Below are 20,963 nucleotides of genomic sequence, written 5' to 3'. Positions count from 1 at the left end.
AGGTACGAAATACGAAATTGGATATACGAAGTTGGATATATGCACCATTGAAAAATTGATTTACGATTATTGATTTATTTTTAAACAAAATTTTATTGAGATGAAAGAAATTATGCTTAAAAGAACAAAGAAGTTCACAATTGATTGTGCAGTACTTTGCAGCAAATTACCAAAAACTAGAGAGTATAATGCGTATGTCAATCAACTCATAAGATGTTCCAGTTCAGTTGGTGCCAATTATAGATCCTCGCAAAGAGCCAAATCAGGAGCAGATTTTATTAATAAATTGAAAATTGTTGAGGAGGAGGCAGACGAAAGCAACTTCTTTCTTGAAATTATACTTGAAATCACGAAGATGGAAAAATTGAACTTAAATAAAGAGATTGAGGAACTTATAAAAGAATCAAATGAATTAGTGGCTATTATCGTTTCATCTATTAAAACGGCCAGAATCAATAATACCAAATAATATTTGATGGATAAATGTTAGTTACAAAAAATCCCTATAGCACAAATCAGTCCATCAAATATAATAAGTTGTAAATCAAATATTACAAATAAAATATCGTAAATCGTATTTCGTAAATCGTATATCTCCATGAGTTTATCCACCATAAGTATAAAAAGACCAGTATTAACCATTGTCCTCAACTTGACGATTATCTTGTTTGGAATTATTGGTTACACTTTTTTGGGAGTTCGAGAATTTCCCTCTATCGATCCCGCACAAATTTCTATTCGAACCAATTATACTGGCGCCAATGCCGATATCATCGAATCACAAATCACGGAACCGCTCGAAAAAGCGATCAATTCTATCGATGGTATCCGAAATATCACCTCGTCAAGTAGTCAAGGAAGCAGCAATATTACGGTTGAGTTTAATTTAGACAAAAACCTCGAAGAAGCAGCCAATGATGTCCGGGATAAAGTATCGAGAACCATTCGAGATTTGCCAGAAGATATCGACTCGCAACCCATTGTTTCTAAGGCAGATGCTAATAGTGAATCCATTATATCGATGACCATCCAAAGTGATTCACGAAGCCAATTGGAATTAACCGATTATGCTGACAATGTCATTGGCCAACGTTTGGAAACGATACCCGGTGTGAGCGGTGTTCAAATCTGGGGCGAAAAGCGCTACGCCATGCGATTGTGGATTGATCCCAAAAAAATAGCGGCCTATGGCATTACAGTAGCCGAAGTCCGAACAGCCTTAAACAAGCAAAATGTAGAATTGCCTTCTGGGAAGATAACTGGCAGCAACACCGAATTGACGGTCAAAACCATCGGGAATTTGACTTCAGCAGCCGATTTCAACAATATTATTATTCGAACTGATGGAGATAAAATCGTTAGACTCAATGATATTGGTCGCGCCACTTTGGATACAGAAAACATCGAAAGCAATATGAGTCAATCGGGAAAACCGATGGTGGCCGTTGCAATTGTGCCACTGCCCGGTGCAAATTATATCGATATTTCGAATGCTTTTTATAAGGAGTTTGACAAATTCAAAAAAGATTTACCTAAGGATATCAAACTGAATATTGTCATAGATAATACCGTTTTCGTGCGGAAGTCCATTATTGAAGTAGCAGAAACTTTAGGAATTTCAATTCTGCTCGTTATTCTAATTATCTTTTTGTTTTTCAGAGATTGGGCAATTGCCTTTCGCCCTTTGATTGATATTCCAGTGTCATTGATTGCAACGTTTTTTATCATGTGGCTATTCGGGTTTTCCATAAATGTTTTGACCTTATTGGCTATTGTGCTCGCCACGGGCTTAGTAGTCGATGATGGAATTGTAGTCACTGAAAACATTTTCAAAAAAGTAGAAGAAGGAATGACTCCCATCGAAGCCGCCATCAAAGGGTCGAATGAAATATTTTTTGCTGTAATTTCTATTTCCATCACTCTGGCAGCAGTATTTCTACCTGTGATTTTCCTCGAAGGATTTGTTGGCAGACTGTTTCGAGAATTTGGCGTCGTCATCGGCGCTGCAGTTTTGATATCTGCCTTTGTATCCTTGACTTTAACTCCAATGTTGAATGCGTATTTAATGAAAAGTGGGGAGCAAACTAAAACGAAATTTTACATTAAAACCGAACCTTTCTTTCAAGAATTAAATACTACCTATGCTTTTTATTTAGAAAAGTTTATGGCTCGAAAATGGTGGAGTTTCCCCATCATTTTGGTTTGTTTTGGCTTTATTTATTTGTTTTTTAATATCATCCAAAAGGAAACAGCACCATTGGACGACCGCAGCGGTTTAGTGATGAGAATGGCAACGCCAGAAGGGTCTAGCTACGAGTATACCAATCGTTTTATGCAAGAAATGTCGCAATTAGTAGACGATTCAATACCCGAAAAGCAAGTGAGCCTTGTGTACACTTCACCAGGTTTTAGTGGCTCTGGTTCTGTTAACAGTGGTTTTATCCGACTATCACTAAAAGAACCTGGCGAAAGAGAGCGATCGCAAATGGAAATTGCCGATCAAATGTCTAAAATAGTAAAGAAATACCCGAATGCTAAAACTGCCGTCACACAACAACCTACAATTGCCGTCAGTCGCCGTGGTGGATTGCCTGTTCAATATATCATACAATCTGAAAATTTCGAAAAACTACAAGAGAAGATTCCATTGTTTATGGAACAAGCAGAAAACAACGAAGCTTTTTCGACCACAGATGTAAATCTAAAATTCAACAAACCCGAAATTAATGTTACTATCGATCGTGCGAAAGCCGAAAGTTTAGGAATTTCGGTTCTTGATATCGCACAAACATTGCAGCTCTCTTTGAGCGGCCAGCGATTTGGTTATTTTATGAAAAACGGAAGACAATACCAAGTTATAGGACAATTTGAACAACAAGACCGCTCCAAACCCTTGGACCTTACGTCGATGTTTGTAAAAAATAACAAAGGAGATTTGATTCAAATGGACAATGTTGTCAACATTGATGAGAAAAGTAATCCACCGCAATTGTACCATAATAATAGGTATATGTCTGCCACAGTATCGGCTGGTTTAGCCCCAGGAAAAAGTATCGAAAACGGAATCGATGCGATGAATGAAATCAAAGCCAAGGTTTTGGATGACAGTTTTACTACTGATTTAGGAGGAGAATCCCGAGACTTCGTCGAAAGTAGCTCGAATACTTCTTTTGCATTTGGTTTAGCCTTATTATTAATTTTCCTGATTTTGGCAGCCCAATTCGAAAGTTTTATCGATCCATTTATTATAATTTTGACCGTTCCAATGGCGGTTGCGGGCGCTTTATTTTCGCTTTGGCTATTTGATCAAACCTGGAATATTTTCAGTCAAATTGGAACCATAATGCTCATTGGTTTAGTGACCAAAAACGGAATTCTAATTGTGGAATTTGCCAATCAATTGCGTGAGCAAGGGAAATCAAAATTGGATGCCATTCTACAAGCTTCAGAGGCAAGACTTCGCCCGATATTGATGACTAGTTTAACCATTGCCTTGGGCGCTTTGCCTATTGCACTGTCGATTGGAGCAGCCTCCAAAAGTAGAATTGGCATGGGAGTAGTTATTGTTGGCGGAACCATTTTTTCATTAATCTTGACGCTATTTGTCATTCCAGCTTTGTATTTAATGTGGTCAAAAGCTCGAAAACATTATCCAGAATTTGATCATATTGAAGAATACGAGAAGGAAATTAAATAGAAATTTTTAACCACATAGAAAAAAATATAAATTAAATTAAAAAAGGATTCATAGGCATTTTATTTTCACATACTATGGAAACTATGAAAAGTAAAACGCCTTGATTTAAAATATAAAATCTAAAAAATCTATGTGGTTAAAAAAAAAGACAGCATAAACATTATGAAAAAAAATAATCTATATACCATTTTAGTATTGTTTTTAATTGGTTTTCAATTACAAGCTCAAGAAGTTTTGACTATAGAAAACGCCTTAAAAATAGCATTGGAAAATAATTTTGACATTAAAATTGCCTCCAACAATTTAGACATTGACAAAACGAATGTATCGACAGGAAATGCAGGAATGTTGCCCAAGTTGACTGCAAATGTAGTCGATTCGAACAGCATTCAAAACAGTACACAAACGCGGCAAGACGGTACCGTTACCGCTCTTGACAATGCCAAAAATAACTCCTTGAATTACGGAGTTGGATTGGATTGGACCGTTTTTGACGGTTTCAAAATGTTCGCAAAACTCGATCAATTAAAAGAATTACAAAAATTTGGCGAAGCACAATTGAAACGCACGATTTTATTGAAAATCACCGAAGTCCATGCCGTATATTTTGATTTGGTCCAACAGCAGCAACAGTTAACCGCCTTAGATACTACCATTATGATTTCGACCAAGCGATTAGAATTGGCTCAAAATCGATTCAAAATAGGAAAAGCATCCAAGTTAGAAGTGCTCAATGCTCAGGTCGATTTGAATACTGACAAAGTTACACTGCTGCGGCAAAAAGAATCCTACGCCAACCGAAAAACGGTTCTGAATCAAGTTTTAGCCCGAGAAGCTGGAATCGATTTTAAGGTAGTTGACCAAGTTTCCGTGGATGATAATTTAGTTTTGGCCGATTTAATTGCCTTAGCGGAAAAACAAAATCCACAATTGGAAGCCGAAATCATCAACAAAAGGATCGCTGAATTGCAATTGAAACAAATAAAAGGCGAACGATATCCATTAATTTCGGTGAATTCAGGCTATAACTTTGTCGACAATCAGTCGAGTTTAGGCTTCACCTCACAGTTTGCGTCCAAAGGGTTCAATTATGGATTTAGAGCCTCTCTGAATTTGTTTGATGGAATGGCACAAAATCGAAATGAAAAAATCGCGAAGATTCAATTGGAAAACTCAAAAATCGCGATCGAACAGCAGAGCCTCGTACTGAAAACAGAGTTAACCACGGCCTTCAAAACCTATATGACTAACCTGGAATTAATTGATTTGGAAGCGACTAACGAGGCTATAGCCAAACAAAACCTAAGCATTACCGTGGATAAATTCAAAATTGGAACCATCACTACAATCGAATTTAGAGCGGCACAATTGAATTATATCAACGCCAAAGTGCGCTACAGCAATGCCCAATTTCAGGCGAAATTATCTGAAATCGCTTTGCGAGAATTGGCAGGAAATATGAGTTTTTAGATGCTTACTTTGAGTTAAAATAAATAACAAAAGTCTACTAAGTTTGTTAGTTTCTGACTTTGAACCTCGGGAAACATTGATTATATTTGCGTCTTTGAAAATTTACTTTACACAATATGAAAATATCATACAACTGGTTAAAACAATTCATCAAAATAGATTGGAAATCTGAAGAAACCGCCGCTTTACTCACAGATTTGGGTCTGGAAGTGGAAATGGTTGAAAAGTACCAATCCGTAAAAGGAGGATTAGAGGGAATCATCGTAGGCAAGGTGCTTACTTGTGTTCAACATCCCGACGCCGACCGATTGAAAGTGACCACGGTAGATTTAGGCGATGGCGTTCCGTTACAAATCGTTTGCGGAGCACCCAATGTGGCGGAAGGTCAAAAAGTATTAGTGGCCACCATTGGCACTACTTTATACGATAAAGAGGGCGAGGCTTTTCAAATAAAAAAAGGGAAAATTAGAGGACAGGAAAGCCACGGTATGATCTGCGCCGAAGACGAATTGGGACTCGGAAGCAGCCATGAAGGCATCATGGTTTTAGACAGTTCAGTCAATGCGGGAATAAAAGCCGCTGGTCTTTTTAATGTAGAAAACGACGAAGTTTTCGAAATTGGATTAACTCCAAATCGTGCCGATGCGATGAGTCATCTTGGAACCGCTCGTGATTTGAGAGCAGGTTTAATGCAAACTGGTATTAATGTTGAATTTATTACACCTTCGGTAAGTAACTTTAGAGTGGATAAACGAACGCTGAAAATAGATGTGATTGTCAAAGATGGTAAATTAGCGCCAAGATACTGCGGCGTCACCATTTCAGATGTGAAAGTGAAAGAATCCCCAAGATGGCTTAAAGACCGATTGAAAGCTATTGGAATCAATCCAAAAAATAATATAGTCGACGTAACGAATTATGTTTTACACGAATTAGGGCAGCCACTTCATGCTTTTGATGCGTCAAAAATCAACGGAAAGATAAATGTAAAAACGCTTCCTACTGGAACGAAGTTTACTACTTTAGACGATATCGAAAGAAGCTTGCACGAAGAAGATTTAATGATTTGTGATGGTGACGAACCTCTATGTATTGCGGGAGTTTTTGGAGGTAAAGGTTCTGGTGTTACCGAAAACACTTCTTCAATATTCCTAGAAAGTGCTTATTTCAATCCGGTTAGCATTCGAAAAACGGCGAAAAGACACCAACTAAATACCGACGCTTCGTTCCGTTTCGAAAGAGGAATTGACCCAAGTATCACCGAATATGCGTTGAAACGTGCGGCTTTATTGATTCAAGAAGTTGCTGGTGGCGAAATCACCTCGGATATTGTTGATATTTATCCCAAGAAAATTGCTGATTTTCCAGTAGTTCTGAACTTCAATAATGTGAAGAGGATTATTGGACAAGAATTATCCAAAGAAATCATTAAGAATATTTTGGCTTCGCTAGAAATCAAAGTAAACAGCGTTTCGGATGCTGGTTTGGGGCTTGTAATCCCCTCTTATCGTGTGGATGTGCAAAGAGAAATTGATGTCATCGAGGAAATTCTGCGTGTCTATGGCTACAACAATATCAAATTTTCGGATAAATTGAATGCTACGGTTTCCAACGCTCCTAGAACTGAAGATTATAAAGTGCAAAATGTGGTGGCATCGCAATTGAACTCACAAGGGTTTAATGAAATGATGGCCAATTCCTTGACTACTTCTTCCTATGTGCAATTGTCAAAAATGCTGAAAGAGGAACACAATGTGATTATGTTGAATCCATTAAGTAATGATTTGGCAGCAATGCGTCAATCTTTATTATTCTCTGGACTCGAAGCTTTATCATACAATATCAATCGTAGAAATTCAGATTTGAAATTCTTCGAATTCGGAAAAACCTATCATAAATTCGAATCCGGTTACGAAGAACACAAACATTTGACGATGTTCATCACCGGAAATCGCAATCAAGAAAGTTGGACGAACCCACAAAAACCAAGCGATTTCTTTTTATTCAAAGGCTATGTGAATGCTGTTTTGGAACGATTGGGAATCAAAAAAACACAAAACCTACCTATGACTTCGGATGTTTTTTCAGAAGGAATTGCCATTGGTTTAGGCAATGATATTTTGGTAGAATATGGTGTGGTGAAGAAATCAATCCTAAAACATTTCGACATTAAGCAAGAAGTCTTGTTCGCCGATTTCAATTGGGCGTTGATTTTGAAACTGCTTTCGAATAAAATCAAGTATACCGAAATACCTAAATATCCTGAAGTGCGCAGAGATTTGTCTTTGTTGTTAGACGACAATGTTTCTTTTGACGCTATTTACAATTTAGCCAGACAAACCGAGAAATCCTTGTTAAAAGACATCAATTTATTCGATGTGTACCAAGGCAAAAATCTTCCGGAAGGCAAGAAATCTTATGCGGTAAGTTTCACCATTCAGGACAACACCAAAACCCTGACCGACGTCCAAATTGACAAAATTATGAGCAAGTTGCAGAAGAATCTGGAAACTGAGTTGGGTGCTAGTTTAAGGTAAATTTATTAACCATATAAGTCATTTAAGTCAGACTTTAAAATCGCTGTAAAATGTAAAATGCCAATCCTGAATTTAGGATTGGCATTATGATTTAATAAAGAAAATTATTGACATTGTATACAGATTAGGAATTGAATTCCTAATCTGTAATTTTATTTAAAATGAGGCAAACTAAAGATGGAACTTATTTTATAATTAGTTCTATCTTGATTTTCAGCGCCACCATATATTAAATGAAGATTTGCGTCCATTCTTAATTTTTTGAAATAATCCAAACCTTTAAAAAAGTTTTGATTTATGGTTTTTCCAGATTTAATTTCAACAGCGTCTATTTTTAAGCCCGATTCAATAATTACATCAACTTCATTCTGTAAACTATCTCTCCAAAAATAAAATTTAGATTTTGTACCATTATTTATGGCATTTTTATTCAACTCGGAAATCACTAAATTTTCAAAAATATTCCCTTTAGCAAAATGCAATTCTAAATCTTCCATATTATGAATTCCTAACAAATAACACAACAATCCAGTATCGTGAAAATAAATTTTTGGTGTTTTTATAATTCGTTTATTAAAATTAGAATGATACGGTTGCAGTTTGAAAGTTAAAAAAGAAGTTTCTAAAAGCGTAAACCAAGAATTGATCGTTTTATTATCTAAATCCAACTCATTTCCCAAACTACTTTGATTGAAAAGTTGCCCTACTCTTCCCGCCAATAATTTTATGAATTTTTGGAACAAATCGAGATCAGAAATGTTTTTCAACAATCGAACATCTCTTTCAACATAGGTTTTAATATAGTTTTCATAGTAATCAGAGGCGTCAATATTCTGAATTATTTTCCTCGGGTAAGAACCCGAAAGAGCGTAATCTTCCCATGAAGTTGACTTATATGCTGTGTTTTCTATTTCTTGAATTGACATTGGTAAAAGTGTGAACAACGCCACTCTACCTGCAAGTGATTGCGAAATTTGTTCCATCATCAAGAAATTTTGTGAACCTGTAATGATGTATTCACCATTGATATTTCGTTCATCAGTTACTGCCTGTAAATAGGAAAACAAACTGGGTACATTCTGAATTTCATCAATGATAACACCATTTTGGTAGGTTTGCAGAAAACCCATTGGATCAGTTTTAGCAAATTCCCGATCTGATAAATTTTCTAAATTAACATATTTATAATTGGGTTTTACAATTTTAGACAAGGTAGTTTTTCCAGATTGTCGCGGCCCAGTTATGGCGACAATTGGGAATTTTTCTAATAATTCTAATACTTTCGGAGTAATCGTTCTTGCTATCATTATGCTAAATTAGGAATTCAATTCCTAATCTACAAGAAAAGCGTCCAAAAATACTCTTATTAAGAAAACTACTCCTTCACAAATCGTGCATTCGAACTTCCTTTATCTGAATTGATCTTGATAAAATAATTTCCACTTATCAAACTCGAAACATCAATTTTTGACACTTTCTCTGCATTAGGAATTACCAAAACTAATTGTCCTAAAGCATTGTAAACACTAATAGATTGCACTTCAATAGTTTCTTTCGGACTAATATTCAAAACCGCTTTTGCAGGATTTGGATATACCGTAAAATAATTCGAAAACTCAAAATCCTGTGTTCCTAAAGTTTTAAAAGTGGAACTGGCCAATTTTGTCACAATTGGAAAATTATAGTCAAAATAAATACTGGCGTCATTGGTAAAAGTATCACCCACTTTAAGCGTTGGCAAGGTTTTAATTTTGAAAGCAATATACCCATCGTTATTCGCATCATCAAAAGGAAGATTAATGTTCTCGAAGATAAATTCTACTTTATTACCAGCAGTAATATTAGTTACAAAAGAATGACTTGCAGTTGTTGGAACTAAAGTTGAAATATCAAATTTGGATAAATCAATCATATCTGATACAACAATATTCTTGGCGTTTGCTGTTCCATTATTTTCAAAACGAATCATATAATGCACATATTGACCAATCAAAGATGGGGATATAGTTGTTCCCTCTAAACATGTTTTATCATTTGGGTCGTATGAATTTACAACCGTTTGATTAAAAGAAAAAGTGTTGTCAATTGGCGTTTCGTCAGTTGTGGGACTTGATATTGTTGCTATATAAGACAAAACTGAACCACTATTTATTGGCGGAGTTTCCATAGGAGAATTTACATTTAGAGTAAAAATAATTTCACGAGTTTCAAAGGGTTTTAAATCGGTAAAATTCCAAGATAAATTATTTGTTGTTTGAGTTGTAGTTGCGGGATTTGAAACAACAAGAGCTAAAACGGCATCATCAAAACTTAAATTTACAGAACCTGATTGTGTTTGATTTCCTTTGTTTTTATAGACTATTTTATATTTCGCATCAAAACCTGGTACTGCAGGTCTTAAGGGTAATATAGAAACTTCTAAATCAGGACGAACTCCATTTGCTGTAATGCAAAAATCTTGAACAAAAGGGCTTATTTGAGTTGGAAACGTTACGTTGACAGTTGTTGGCGAAACTATAAAATAGCTTGGGTTTTCAAATTTCGGAGTTACAGTGTGTGTTTCTGCACGAACAGGAATCGAATAATTACCTGTAGCACCTGAGATAAAACTTCCAGTTGTAACTCCATCAGTGATTAAAAATTTTAGATTTGGAACAACAGCATCAAGAGCATCACAACCATTGGCGTTACTATCAAATTTTTGACTGCCTTGTATGGTATAAAATGTTCCTCCAGGAACAAAAGAACAATAGGAGTTTACAGCACAATTTGTATAACCATAAGTGCTAACTTTGTTTTGAATATCTACAAGAACGGATTCATTGGCACAAATATATTTTAGATTAGGATTACCAATAAAATCAAAAACTGTTTCAAAACCACCCTTATAGCCAGAACCTTTAATAAAAATAGATTTTAGATCATTATTACTACAATACAATTGAATCAAATTAGTAAGATTACTTACGTCTAAAGTTGATAACATATTACTATTACAATAAACTTGAAAAAGTTTAGGGTTTTTTAAAATCAAACTTGTCAGTAAATTATTTTTACAATCTAACGCTACTAATTTAGTTAATGCAGAAAGATCAAGATTAGTTAATTTATTATTATTACAAATAAGAGAAGTAATATTCTTAAAATATTCTATCCCTGAAAGATCAGAAATTAAAGAACCACCTATTCTTAAAATATTAACTTGTAAAGCTTCATCAACTGAGATTTCACCATCATTATTACTATCAATATTGATATTATAGGTAAAAGATGTTCCTACTCCTGCTACATTGTTAGTGGCTTTTGCTGATAACAACTTCGCCTTAAAAATAGGATCAGGAAAATTAATAATCTGTGCTTTTGTACTCGAAAAAAAGCATAAAGCAATCCATAAAAAGTAGATTTTTTTCATTTGGGGAAATTTAGACTCAAATATACTAATTAATATATTTTTAGCATAGATTTTCTTACGGATATTTTTTCCGATTTTGTAAAAATATTTAAACAAAAAAAGTCCCGATTGTGTAAAACCTCCAAAAAGTTAGACACTATTTGGGGCATTACACAATCGGGACTTAATATATCAAAATCAATATTTTTTCTTATCTCAATTCAAAACATCCAATTTCTTCATAAAATCCTCATTCAAAATAGCAATTTCAAGATTTTGCAAATAGTATTTGTAACGACGTTCTGATTTTTCTTGTTGCCATTGCGGAATATCATCTTCTGGATTTGAAGGCAAAATGATGACTTCTACTCTTTTTGCAGTAAAATCTTTTGGAAGCACAACGCTAAACGTATGATTTTCAACATCAATAATTTGTTTTATAGCTTTCATATTATCTGATTTTAAACAAAAGTACAAAAATAAGTACTATCAATAACAAAAATGGTTCTACAGCTTTTCTGTTGAAGTAAGAGTTAAAATTTTAAACCACATAGAAAAAATGATAGTTTTTAAAGAAATCATAGACGTTTCACTTTTGCATAGCTACAACCCAAAACTGAAGAAAAAACAATCAAAGCAAAATCCGTGACCCGAGCGAAGCGAAACGAAGAAGCAATCAATGTTAAAAAAAGTCCCGATTGCTCGCAAATACTGGATTCAAAATCAATTATTTTTCCTATGTACTAGTGAAATCCGTTTGACAAAGAATGAGTTAAACGGACTACAAATTTAGATTGTAAGATAAATTAGGAATGCAATTCCTAATCTGCTATAAATTAACCCTAATAAAAATATTACCATTCAATCACCTTTGTCTCACCATCGATTTCCACCTCAACAGCTTTTCCAGAGGGTTTAATTTTTCCAATGGGTATTAATTCTTTATTTGCAAACCTTTTTCCTGACTGTTTCCAAAGCATCAAGGTTGCATACACATTAGATTCGTTGGTAGTAATAGAAGATAAATCCGCTACATTAATGCCTTTACTACTGTTGCTTTCTGGATGGAGTCCAGTACTTGAAATGACCTCGGAACTATCCCACCCTAATAGAGGAATCATGGCCAATTGATACTTTCCATTATCGATAATGGTAGCTATATGCCCTTTTATTTTTCTACTTTCGGTAGTAATTTCTTTATCCAATTGTGGTAAGGCATAATGCCCCAAACGCATCGATACTTCTTTTGTACTTATGTTTCTATCGATTCGTAAAATACCGTTTGCCAGTGGAATATCGGCAAGATTCATTTTAATACTTTCATCTGTTTCAAGAATGGCATCACGATAATAAATACCGTTTTCGAATTTTTTAAATTGGTACAAACGTAAAGGCTCCCATTCTTGATTTTTATTTTTAAAAACATAATTCATTGCCACTTCCCCATTTTTGCCATCGGCTTGCCACGGAAAAGCACTATTATAAGCTAAGCGATTGTAATTTTCTGAAGATCTAAATCCTTGCCAATCGTTTTTTGCTTTTTCACTACACCATGCTCTAATCTCTGAGGCTCCAATTTCGGGATAATCTGTTATACAAATTTTAGACTCTTCCTGAAAATTGTTGTAAACCTTGTCTTTTTTGAATTTTGTTTCCCAATCACCTTCATTTTCTTTGGCTGTCCAAAACGGATTATCATCAGGGAGGAGTAATCCTAAAAAGGCTTTTCCCATCCAATAAACACTGCCACGACAGCTATAAATTTGCACGGTGGGTTCAAATGGTCCATAAAAACCAAGCGTGGGGACATTATCCCTTAAAAAATCTGGATGCTGTAAAAATTGCTTTAAAACGCCCGATGAAATTCTTCGTAACCATCCATAATTTATTCTTGCATCTTGTTCTAATCCCATAAAGGGAAAGGCAGAAATCGACGCAATGCGATAACTATTACTACGACCATACATGATCATTTTTCCGTCACGACTGAACAGTAAAGGATAATTCAAATTCAAATCTTTGAAATTACTTCTAAATTTTGCTGCATATTCTGGGTAGTACTTATTCCCAAAATATTCTGACCACAAAGCACCATACAATTGATAACCCCACATGCTGTAATAGTCATAGGCAGGATTATCATTATACCAACCCTCACCTCTGTAATCAGCTAAGCATTTTTGCAAATAGTCAACCAATAAGTTTTCGTTTACTTGATAACCTTGATCTTTAAAAAAGCTCAGCACAAATATGTTAAAAAACTTCCAGTTGGATGCTACAGTTGGCCCATCACCATAACTCAGCATTGATTTGGCCAAGGCATCTTTTTTGTCTTGTGGCAAAGGATCCCAAAGTAATTTGGGATTCGTCATCAAGGACATGCAAATTGCACCATACTCCACTAATATCTGGTTTGGTCCACTATTTTTAGTTCTGGGGACTATAAAAGTTGCACTTGAAGAGTCTACTAGTTTACAAATTTGATGGCGATAATAATCGCCTACATTAATATTATTCACCACCAAACCCGGATTTTCATTCAATAGTACGGAAGCAATAAAAAGAGTTCTACTTAAGCCTTCTAATTTTTCAATAGGAACTTTTTTTTCATCTTGCGGATAACTTTTCCCGGGTTGTTTGGGAAACTTCATCGTATCATCTAAAGTGTGAATATAACTAAAAGCCCCTTCCAATAAATAAAGCGCGGCATCACGCCAATGCTGCTTGGTCATTCCTGTATAAGGACTCAAACTAGTATCTGGATTTTTAATTTGAAAAACACTAGCTTCTTTCGAAGAGTTTTGATTTTTTTGCTGAGCAAATAGCACAGTACCACTACAAAAAACAGCTATCGCTAAAAATATTTTTTTCATGTTTTATTTTTAAATTAAAGGGAGATTACTCTGTTTTTCTTTCGTTTACATTTTTTTAAGATCCAAATAACGGTACATTTCTGAAGCCGCCAATAAAAAAGCACCCACGCCAAAATCAGCAGTAGAATTGGCATTTACAATCTGCCCTGGAATAGCTTTTTCGCCTATGGGTTGTACATATCCAACTCTTCCATCATCTTGAAGCGCGACCTTAGTTAGGTATTTCCAACTTTTTCCAACTACCGGCAAGTAGGTCTTTTTATCTAATATGCCATTGTTAATTCCCCATAAATAACCATAGGTAAAAAAAGCAGTCCCACTTGTCTCTGGTCCTGGCGCATGATCAACGTCTAGAATAGATCTTGTCCAATATCCTTCGGGTTGTTGCGATTTCATTAAAGAATTTGCCAATGCTTTAAAACGATTGATATATTCATCGCGATGGAGCGCATCTTTTGGTAAATCTTGAATAACTTTTGCTAAGCCCGCAAAAATCCATCCGTTTCCTCGTGCCCAAAAGTCTTTTCTACCGTTTGCGCTTTGATGTTTGGGGTACACATACTTAGCGTCGCGAAAGTACAACTGCGAAGCATCGTCATACAAGATACTATTGGAATAGCTCAAGTATTCGTGTAATTTTTTTAAATATAATTCGTTACCGGTTACTTTATAAAGCTTCGTCATAACGGGCATTACCATATAAAGACCGTCTACCCACCACCAATAATCGACGGCATTAGTACCCATTTGATATTCCATCACTTCAAGCGCGCGCTTGATCTTCTCGGGATCTTTTTTTCCTTCTAAAGTATAAATATCAATATAAGTTTGAAAAGCAATTTGCCAATCTCCAAAAAGGACATAATCATCCGTTTCACCGTAAGTATATTTCCAATCCGATTTATTTTTAGATTTAGCCCCTTTGTATTGGTTTTTTTCCGCCCAAGCTTTTGAATACACTAAATAGTCCATATTTCCTGTAACTTTGTAAGCTTCAATATTACCTGTATGATAAGCTGCAGGATTCCAAAAAGCACGATCTGGCACTGGATGTGTGATTTGCCAATGATTGTTGACCTTTTTAATAATGGATAAAACTGCCTCTTTATTCTCGAGAATGGCATCATTTGGCATCTTATTCGAATTGGAGCGGTTGTCTACCTTAGAACTCGAACCACAAGAGCTTAAAATTGATATTGCTAGGCATAGCATTAAAAATGGAGTACAACGGTTTAATTTCATACAATACTATTTATCTATTTTACTTTTTTTAAATTATCAAGCGGAAGATATTAATTTAATTTGAATTCCGAATAGTTTTTGCAGCTTCAATTGCGATAAACCACAAAAAAATCCAGACATTGCTTCGAAGGATTTCTATATTCAAACGATTAAAAGAATATTTCTTTTTCTAGTTTTTTTCCATTTTGGCTTTCAAACCAGCAATAATACCATTACTATCTCAAAAAACAATATACCATAACTATCAAAATAAAATCCGTAACCCGAGCGAAGCGAATAGGCGATGTAAAATCCGCGTAATTTTTGTAATTTGTGTAATTTGTGGTAAAAAAAAATCCCACGCTTTAGCGTGGGACTCTCTATATTCAAAACAATTAAAAGATTATTTCTTTTTCTCGTTTTTTTCCATTTTGGCTTTCAAACCAGCAAGAATATCATTGGCATCACCAAGAGTTGAAGCTGGAGCATTTGTATTTGCTGCAACTGCTTCGGCAACCGCTTTCACTGCTTTTTCTTCTTCCTCACGGAAAATAGCGGTGTGAGAGGCTACTACTCTTTTGAATTCTTTGTTGAATTCGATTACTTTGAATTCAGCAGTTTCGCCTTTTTTCAATTTCTTACCGTCTTCTTTTTCAAGGTGACGAGTAGGAATGAAAGCAACGATATCATCACCAAATTCTACAGTAGCTCCTTTGTCAACAATTTCAGAGATTTCACCTGAGTGGATTGTTCCCACTGCGAATGAATCTTCGTATTGATCCCAAGGATTAGCAGTAGTTTGTTTGTGACCTAAAGATAATTTACGTCCATCAACATCCAATTCTAATACAACTACGTCCAATTTTTCACCAACATTTACAAATTCAGATGGGTGTTTGATTTTCTTAGTCCAAGAAAGGTCAGAGATGTAAATCAATCCGTCGATACCTTCTTCCAATTCTACGAAAATTCCAAAGTTTGTAAAGTTTCTTACGATACCTACATGTTTAGAACCTACTGGATATTTAGAAGTAATATCAGTCCAAGGATCTTGAGTCAATTGTTTGATACCCAATGACATTTTACGGTCATCTCTGTCAAGAGTTAAGATAACAGCTTCAACAACATCACCTACTTTTACGAAATCTTGAGCAGAACGCAAATGAGTTGACCATGACATTTCAGAAACGTGGATCAAACCTTCAACACCTTCAGCCACTTCGATAAATGCACCGTAATCAGCGATAACTACTACTTTACCTTTTACTTTGTCACCAATAGTTAAATTAGCATCAAGAGCATCCCAAGGGTGAGCGTTCAATTGTTTCAATCCTAATTGGATTCTTGTTTTCTCATCATCAAAATCAAGGATAACCACATTAAGAACTTGATCTAACTCAAGAACTTCAGATGGATGGTTGATTCTTGACCAAGAAAGGTCAGTGATGTGGATCAATCCATCAACACCACCAAGGTCAATAAACACACCGTAAGAAGTAATGTTTTTAACAACACCTTCTAATACTTGGCCTTTTTGTAATTTTCCAATGATTTCTTTTTTCTGTACTTCAATATCCGCTTCGATAAGCGCTTTGTGAGATACAACAACATTTTTGAATTCGTGGTTGATTTTTACCACTTTGAATTCCATGTTTTTATTTACATATACATCGTAGTCTCTAATTGGTTTCACATCAATTTGAGAACCTGGAAGGAAAGCTTCAATTCCGAAAACGTCCACGATCATACCACCTTTAGTTCTGCATTTCACAAAACCAGTAACGATTTCTCCTGTTTCGTTAGCCGAAATAACTCTATCCCATGATTTGATAGTACGTGCTTTTCTGTGAGACAATACTAACTGACCTGTTTTATCCTCACGGATGTCAATCAATACTTCTACTTTGTCACCTACTTTAAGTGCTGGATTGTAACGGAATTCGTTCAATGAAATAACACCTTCCGATTTTGCGTTGATATCAACGATAACGTCTCTATCAGTAATTCTAACAACGATACCTTCTACTACTTCTTCTTGATCTGTCGCGATAAAAGTTTTTGAAACTAGGTCTTCGAATTCTTGTAAGTTTTTCTCATCTACGGCATCAATACCTTCTTCGAAGTTGTGCCAGTTAAAATTTGCTAAAAACTCTTCTTGTGATTTTAATTGTTCAGACATGCTGATTAAAAATTTGTATTCTGCATTTTCTCGAGTTTCATAACGTGCTAGAAAACAACAGAAGTTGTTTGTATAATTAGTTTTTACCTAAAGGAAACTCTTATTCACCAAAAGGACTGCAAAAGTAATTCTTTTATTTTGAACTGCAAAATAATTCTCCAGAGATAATGGATTGATTTTTAGGAGCAAGACTTTTTGGGGTTTTTACGGGCTCTGCTCCCGCTATCCGCTACAATCTTTGCGGCCGAACACCGGCCACAAAGGATTTCCACTACTATCGGGGCTAATTATAACTTTTAGAATTTCAAAACTAAAAATCATAATAATCAAACGATTAATGGAAAATAAAAAATAAATATTTTTAATTTTTGTAAGAAAAAATAAATATATTTGAATTTTAAAGGAATATAAATAATATATATACTTAACCAAAAAGAGTATTTAGTTATGATGTATTAGAATTAACTGTAACTTAAAACCAATACGCCAAAACAAACTGGCTAAATAAACAGATATATGCTTAAAATAAACAACGTAAAGATTATTGGAATTGGACCAATTAAAAACTTGGAACTATCATTTGATAATCAATTTAATATTATTTGTGGACAGAATGGTATCGGTAAAACAACTATATTAGACTGCTTAGCTCAATCCTTTGGGATAAATAATACTTCCGTAAAAAGAACAGCAGGATTGGAAAAAGGGAATTGGGATATTAATGTTTCAATTAATGATGTAAATCAATCCAAATCATTCGAAGTAACTTCTTTTCACCCAAACGAACATACATATAAAAATACACAAGGATTTTATAATAATTCGAATGATATTATAGTGTTTAAAACCCATAGAGATATTCCATATAGACAATTGGATTCAATAAGCAAAGACCCACAAAAAAACTATAATAGTTTTGCAAGTGAAACAATTACTGGCTCACTACCTAATGACCTTAAAAATTGGTTTGTTAATAGACATTTGTGGTCAGCTCATAAAGGTCATCTAGACGATAATCAAATTAAAAACATTACGCTTGCAAAAGAATGCTTTAATATTTTAAATCCACAAATTTCATTTAGCAAGGTAAGTCCTAATTCTAATGATATTATATTAGACACACAAAATGGGGAAATTTATTTTGAGTATTTATCATCTGGCTACAAGTCTTGTATGGCTGTTTTAATCGGTTTAATAAAAGAAGTAGAATTCAGATATAATAATCCGAGCAAATTCACTAAAGATTTTGATGGAATAGTATTTATCGACGAAATTGATTTGCATTTACATCCTGAATGGCAAGCAAAAATATATGAAGCATTAAAAATAATCTTACCAAATGCACAGGTATTTACATCAACTCACAGTCCTCATATTATTCAAGTTGCAAATCCTAAAGAGATAATTCCTTTAACACTTGATGACAATAATGAAGTTAAAATAAACCCTATTATAAATCAAGAATATGGTTGCCAAGGATGGACAGTGGAAGAAATATTAGCTGATGTTATGGGTATGACTGAAACAAGAACATCAACATATTTGGATGCAGTTTTAAATTTTAATATAGCGATTGATAATGAAGATTTTGAAAGTGCAACAACACAGTTTACAATTCTTGATACAATGCTGCATCCAGAAAACTCACTTAAAAAAATATTAAAAATTCAATTAACAGGTATTTCAACAAATGATTAAGTTAGACAGAACACCAAAACCAGTTGAACTTACTACTGAATTGCAAGTTAAATTAACAGATGAATTTAAATTATCAGGAAAATCTGTTTGGAATATTGATTTTCTTAAAAAAGGTTTATTGGGATTTTCTAATGACAAATGTTGCTATTGTGAAGCTAACATAAAAGAAGAAAGTAAATATTTAGAAGTCTAGCATTTCCATCATAAAGACCTTTATAAAGAAGAAGTGTTAGAGTGGGAAAATCTACTACCATCTTGCAAAAAGTGCAATGGCACTAAAAATGACCATGACACAATGAAAGAACCAATTATTGACCCAAGTAGTATTGACCCAAAAAATCATTTAAAATATTGGAGATATAGAATAAAGGGTTCTGATGATATTGGCAAATTAACAGTTTCAGTATTAAACTTAAATGACCAAGACAGATTAGTTAAAAAAAGATTTGAGATTGGCAATGCTATCCAAGTCAAATTGGAGCAATTAAATGAATTGACAGAAGATTATATCAATGGTGTTCAGACAAGCACTCGAAGAAAAAACAGAATAATTAATGGAATAAAAGATCTTATGAAAGAAGGACTTCCTAATTCTATTTATTCTGCAACATCCGCTACAGTGATTTTAACCGACACAGAATATGATGCATTAAAAATTAAATTGACTTTATTAAATTTTTGGGACGCAGAATTATCTCAACTTGAAATCGACTTGAATAAAACGGCATTAAACCTTGAAAAATAGAAGCCACCAAGCCCCCAGATTGCGCGAGCGTCACGCTCGTGAACAATCAAAAGCAACTACATTCAAAATTGTATCATTTCCTGAAATAGGTTGACTAAAAAATTAAAATATTTATTAATAACAATATGGTAAAGCCTTATTTCACAAATATTAGAAATGCAATACTTAAGACATTAGAAGAAGCAGAAGAAGAAATTTTTGTAGCTATGTATTGGTTTACTAACCACGACCTCTATGATTTATTATGTGATAAATTAAAAAATGGTAAAAAGGTTTCTCTAATTATTCATAATGACTACACTAATAATCGTGATGCAGGGCTTGATTTTCAATCTTTCATTGACCTTGGCGGAAAATTTTATTTTTCAGCCAATGAATACCCTATGCACAACAAATTTTGTGTTATTGATAACAAAACGCTAATTAACGGATCTTATAATTGGACATATTATGCAGAAGACAAGAATAGCGAGAATATTCTAATTATAAGAGATGAGCATGAAACTGTTTCTGCTTTTCGTGAAGAGTTTATCCATTTGTCAGCACAACTTCAAGAAGTTCAAAAAATTCAACGATTAACAACATTTGAAATTGAAGAGTTCAACGATTTAAGCTCTCGAGAATATTTAGCCAACGATATTATTTATGAAGCCAAAGCAACCAACCGACCTGAAATAGTTGAATCAGCTTTTAAATTATCTCCACATAATATCAAAGTCCAAGAGTCCGCAGTTAGATTAAACTTAACGAATAAAAGAAAATTATTAAGTTCAGTTGGTGCAGAAGTTAAAGGTAATAATTATTTAATCGGAGTCGAAAAGGGAACAATTTTACCAATCAAGATTAGCAGAACTCTTATTACGAGTGAAGATAATCAAACAACTTGTTCAAGTACATTGTACTATGGAGAAAATAAAATTGCCAACTTAAATAAAAAATTACCTAAACAAAGTACTAATAAAAAAGTCGGTGGTGTTTTTCTCCGTGGTTTACCCGCAAAGCCACAAGGCGAAGCAAAAATGAAAATGATATTTACGATTGATATTTACGGGCAACTTCGAGTGAGGTTTTACTCTTTGGACAATGGGCGAAGTGATTTTTATTCGGTTGATATAAATCCATTATTAACTGATGTTTAAGTTAAGAAGCTAA

The 20,963-nt window shown here is 34.3% G+C and carries 14 protein-coding genes; 8 read left to right on the top strand and 6 right to left on the bottom strand.

What is annotated here, in order from left to right:
* Positions 1–100: 100 nt before the first annotated feature.
* The 4 genes from E1750_RS01415 (at position 101) to pheT (ending at position 7,704) form a co-directional block, all read left to right on the top strand.
* Positions 101–469, top strand: a complete 369-nt coding sequence (locus tag E1750_RS01415) for a four helix bundle protein (RefSeq protein WP_133275039.1) — start codon at positions 101–103, stop codon at positions 467–469.
* A gap of 129 nt (positions 470–598) precedes the next feature.
* Positions 599–3,697, top strand: a complete 3,099-nt coding sequence (locus tag E1750_RS01410) for an efflux RND transporter permease subunit (protein ID WP_133275038.1) — start codon at positions 599–601, stop codon at positions 3,695–3,697.
* Between the two features lie 162 nt (positions 3,698–3,859).
* A complete protein-coding gene (locus E1750_RS01405) occupies positions 3,860–5,167 on the top strand; it encodes a TolC family protein (RefSeq protein ID WP_133275037.1) in 1,308 nt (435 codons plus the stop codon).
* Positions 5,168–5,283: 116 nt separating this feature from the next.
* The gene (pheT, locus tag E1750_RS01400) at positions 5,284–7,704 is read left to right on the top strand and encodes a phenylalanine--tRNA ligase subunit beta (protein WP_133275036.1); all 2,421 of its coding nucleotides are present in this window, start codon (positions 5,284–5,286) and stop codon (positions 7,702–7,704) included.
* Positions 7,705–7,856: 152 nt separating this feature from the next.
* Here the strand turns inward: pheT and E1750_RS01395 are convergent, their stop codons facing one another.
* From E1750_RS01395 to rpsA, 6 genes are all read right to left on the bottom strand, one after another.
* A complete protein-coding gene (locus tag E1750_RS01395; RefSeq protein WP_133275035.1) occupies positions 7,857–9,011 on the bottom strand; it encodes an ATP-binding protein in 1,155 nt (384 codons plus the stop codon).
* 68 nt (positions 9,012–9,079) lie between these two features.
* Positions 9,080–11,116, bottom strand: coding sequence for a DUF7619 domain-containing protein (locus E1750_RS01390; protein ID WP_133275034.1), 2,037 nt, complete (start codon positions 11,114–11,116; stop codon positions 9,080–9,082).
* A 195-nt stretch (positions 11,117–11,311) separates the two neighbouring features.
* Positions 11,312–11,545, bottom strand: coding sequence for a hypothetical protein (locus E1750_RS01385; protein ID WP_133275033.1), 234 nt, complete (start codon positions 11,543–11,545; stop codon positions 11,312–11,314).
* 404 nt (positions 11,546–11,949) lie between these two features.
* Entirely contained in the window at positions 11,950–13,968 is a 2,019-nt protein-coding gene (locus E1750_RS01380) for a DUF2264 domain-containing protein (protein ID WP_133275032.1), read from the bottom strand.
* A gap of 45 nt (positions 13,969–14,013) precedes the next feature.
* Complete coding sequence (locus E1750_RS01375; RefSeq protein ID WP_227873937.1) at positions 14,014–15,210, bottom strand: glycoside hydrolase family 88/105 protein; 1,197 nt, start codon at positions 15,208–15,210, stop codon at positions 14,014–14,016.
* A 382-nt stretch (positions 15,211–15,592) separates the two neighbouring features.
* Positions 15,593–17,368: a 30S ribosomal protein S1 gene (gene rpsA / locus E1750_RS01370; RefSeq protein ID WP_133275031.1), complete on the bottom strand. Its 1,776-nt coding sequence runs from the start codon at positions 17,366–17,368 to the stop codon at positions 15,593–15,595.
* A gap of 516 nt (positions 17,369–17,884) precedes the next feature.
* Here rpsA and E1750_RS01365 point away from each other — a divergent pair.
* The 4 genes from E1750_RS01365 (at position 17,885) to E1750_RS01350 (ending at position 20,950) form a co-directional block, all read left to right on the top strand.
* On the top strand, positions 17,885–19,066 hold the full coding sequence (locus E1750_RS01365; RefSeq protein WP_133275030.1) for an AAA family ATPase: 1,182 nt from the start codon (positions 17,885–17,887) through the stop codon (positions 19,064–19,066).
* Positions 19,059–19,259, top strand: coding sequence for a hypothetical protein (locus E1750_RS01360; RefSeq protein ID WP_133275029.1), 201 nt, complete (start codon positions 19,059–19,061; stop codon positions 19,257–19,259). The genes E1750_RS01365 and E1750_RS01360 overlap by 8 nt, the downstream gene beginning before the upstream one ends.
* A gap of 102 nt (positions 19,260–19,361) precedes the next feature.
* Positions 19,362–19,811 carry a hypothetical protein gene (locus tag E1750_RS01355; RefSeq protein WP_133275028.1) on the top strand — a complete coding sequence of 150 codons (450 nt, stop codon included), beginning with the start codon at positions 19,362–19,364 and terminating at the stop codon, positions 19,809–19,811.
* Positions 19,812–19,936: 125 nt separating this feature from the next.
* Positions 19,937–20,950: a phospholipase D-like domain-containing protein gene (locus E1750_RS01350; protein ID WP_133275027.1), complete on the top strand. Its 1,014-nt coding sequence runs from the start codon at positions 19,937–19,939 to the stop codon at positions 20,948–20,950.
* The last annotated feature ends 13 nt before the right edge of the window (positions 20,951–20,963 follow it).

This window comes from Flavobacterium nackdongense, assembly GCF_004355225.1.
Taxonomy (GTDB): domain Bacteria; phylum Bacteroidota; class Bacteroidia; order Flavobacteriales; family Flavobacteriaceae; genus Flavobacterium; species Flavobacterium nackdongense.
This window is presented reverse-complemented; position numbering and strand designations above follow the sequence as displayed.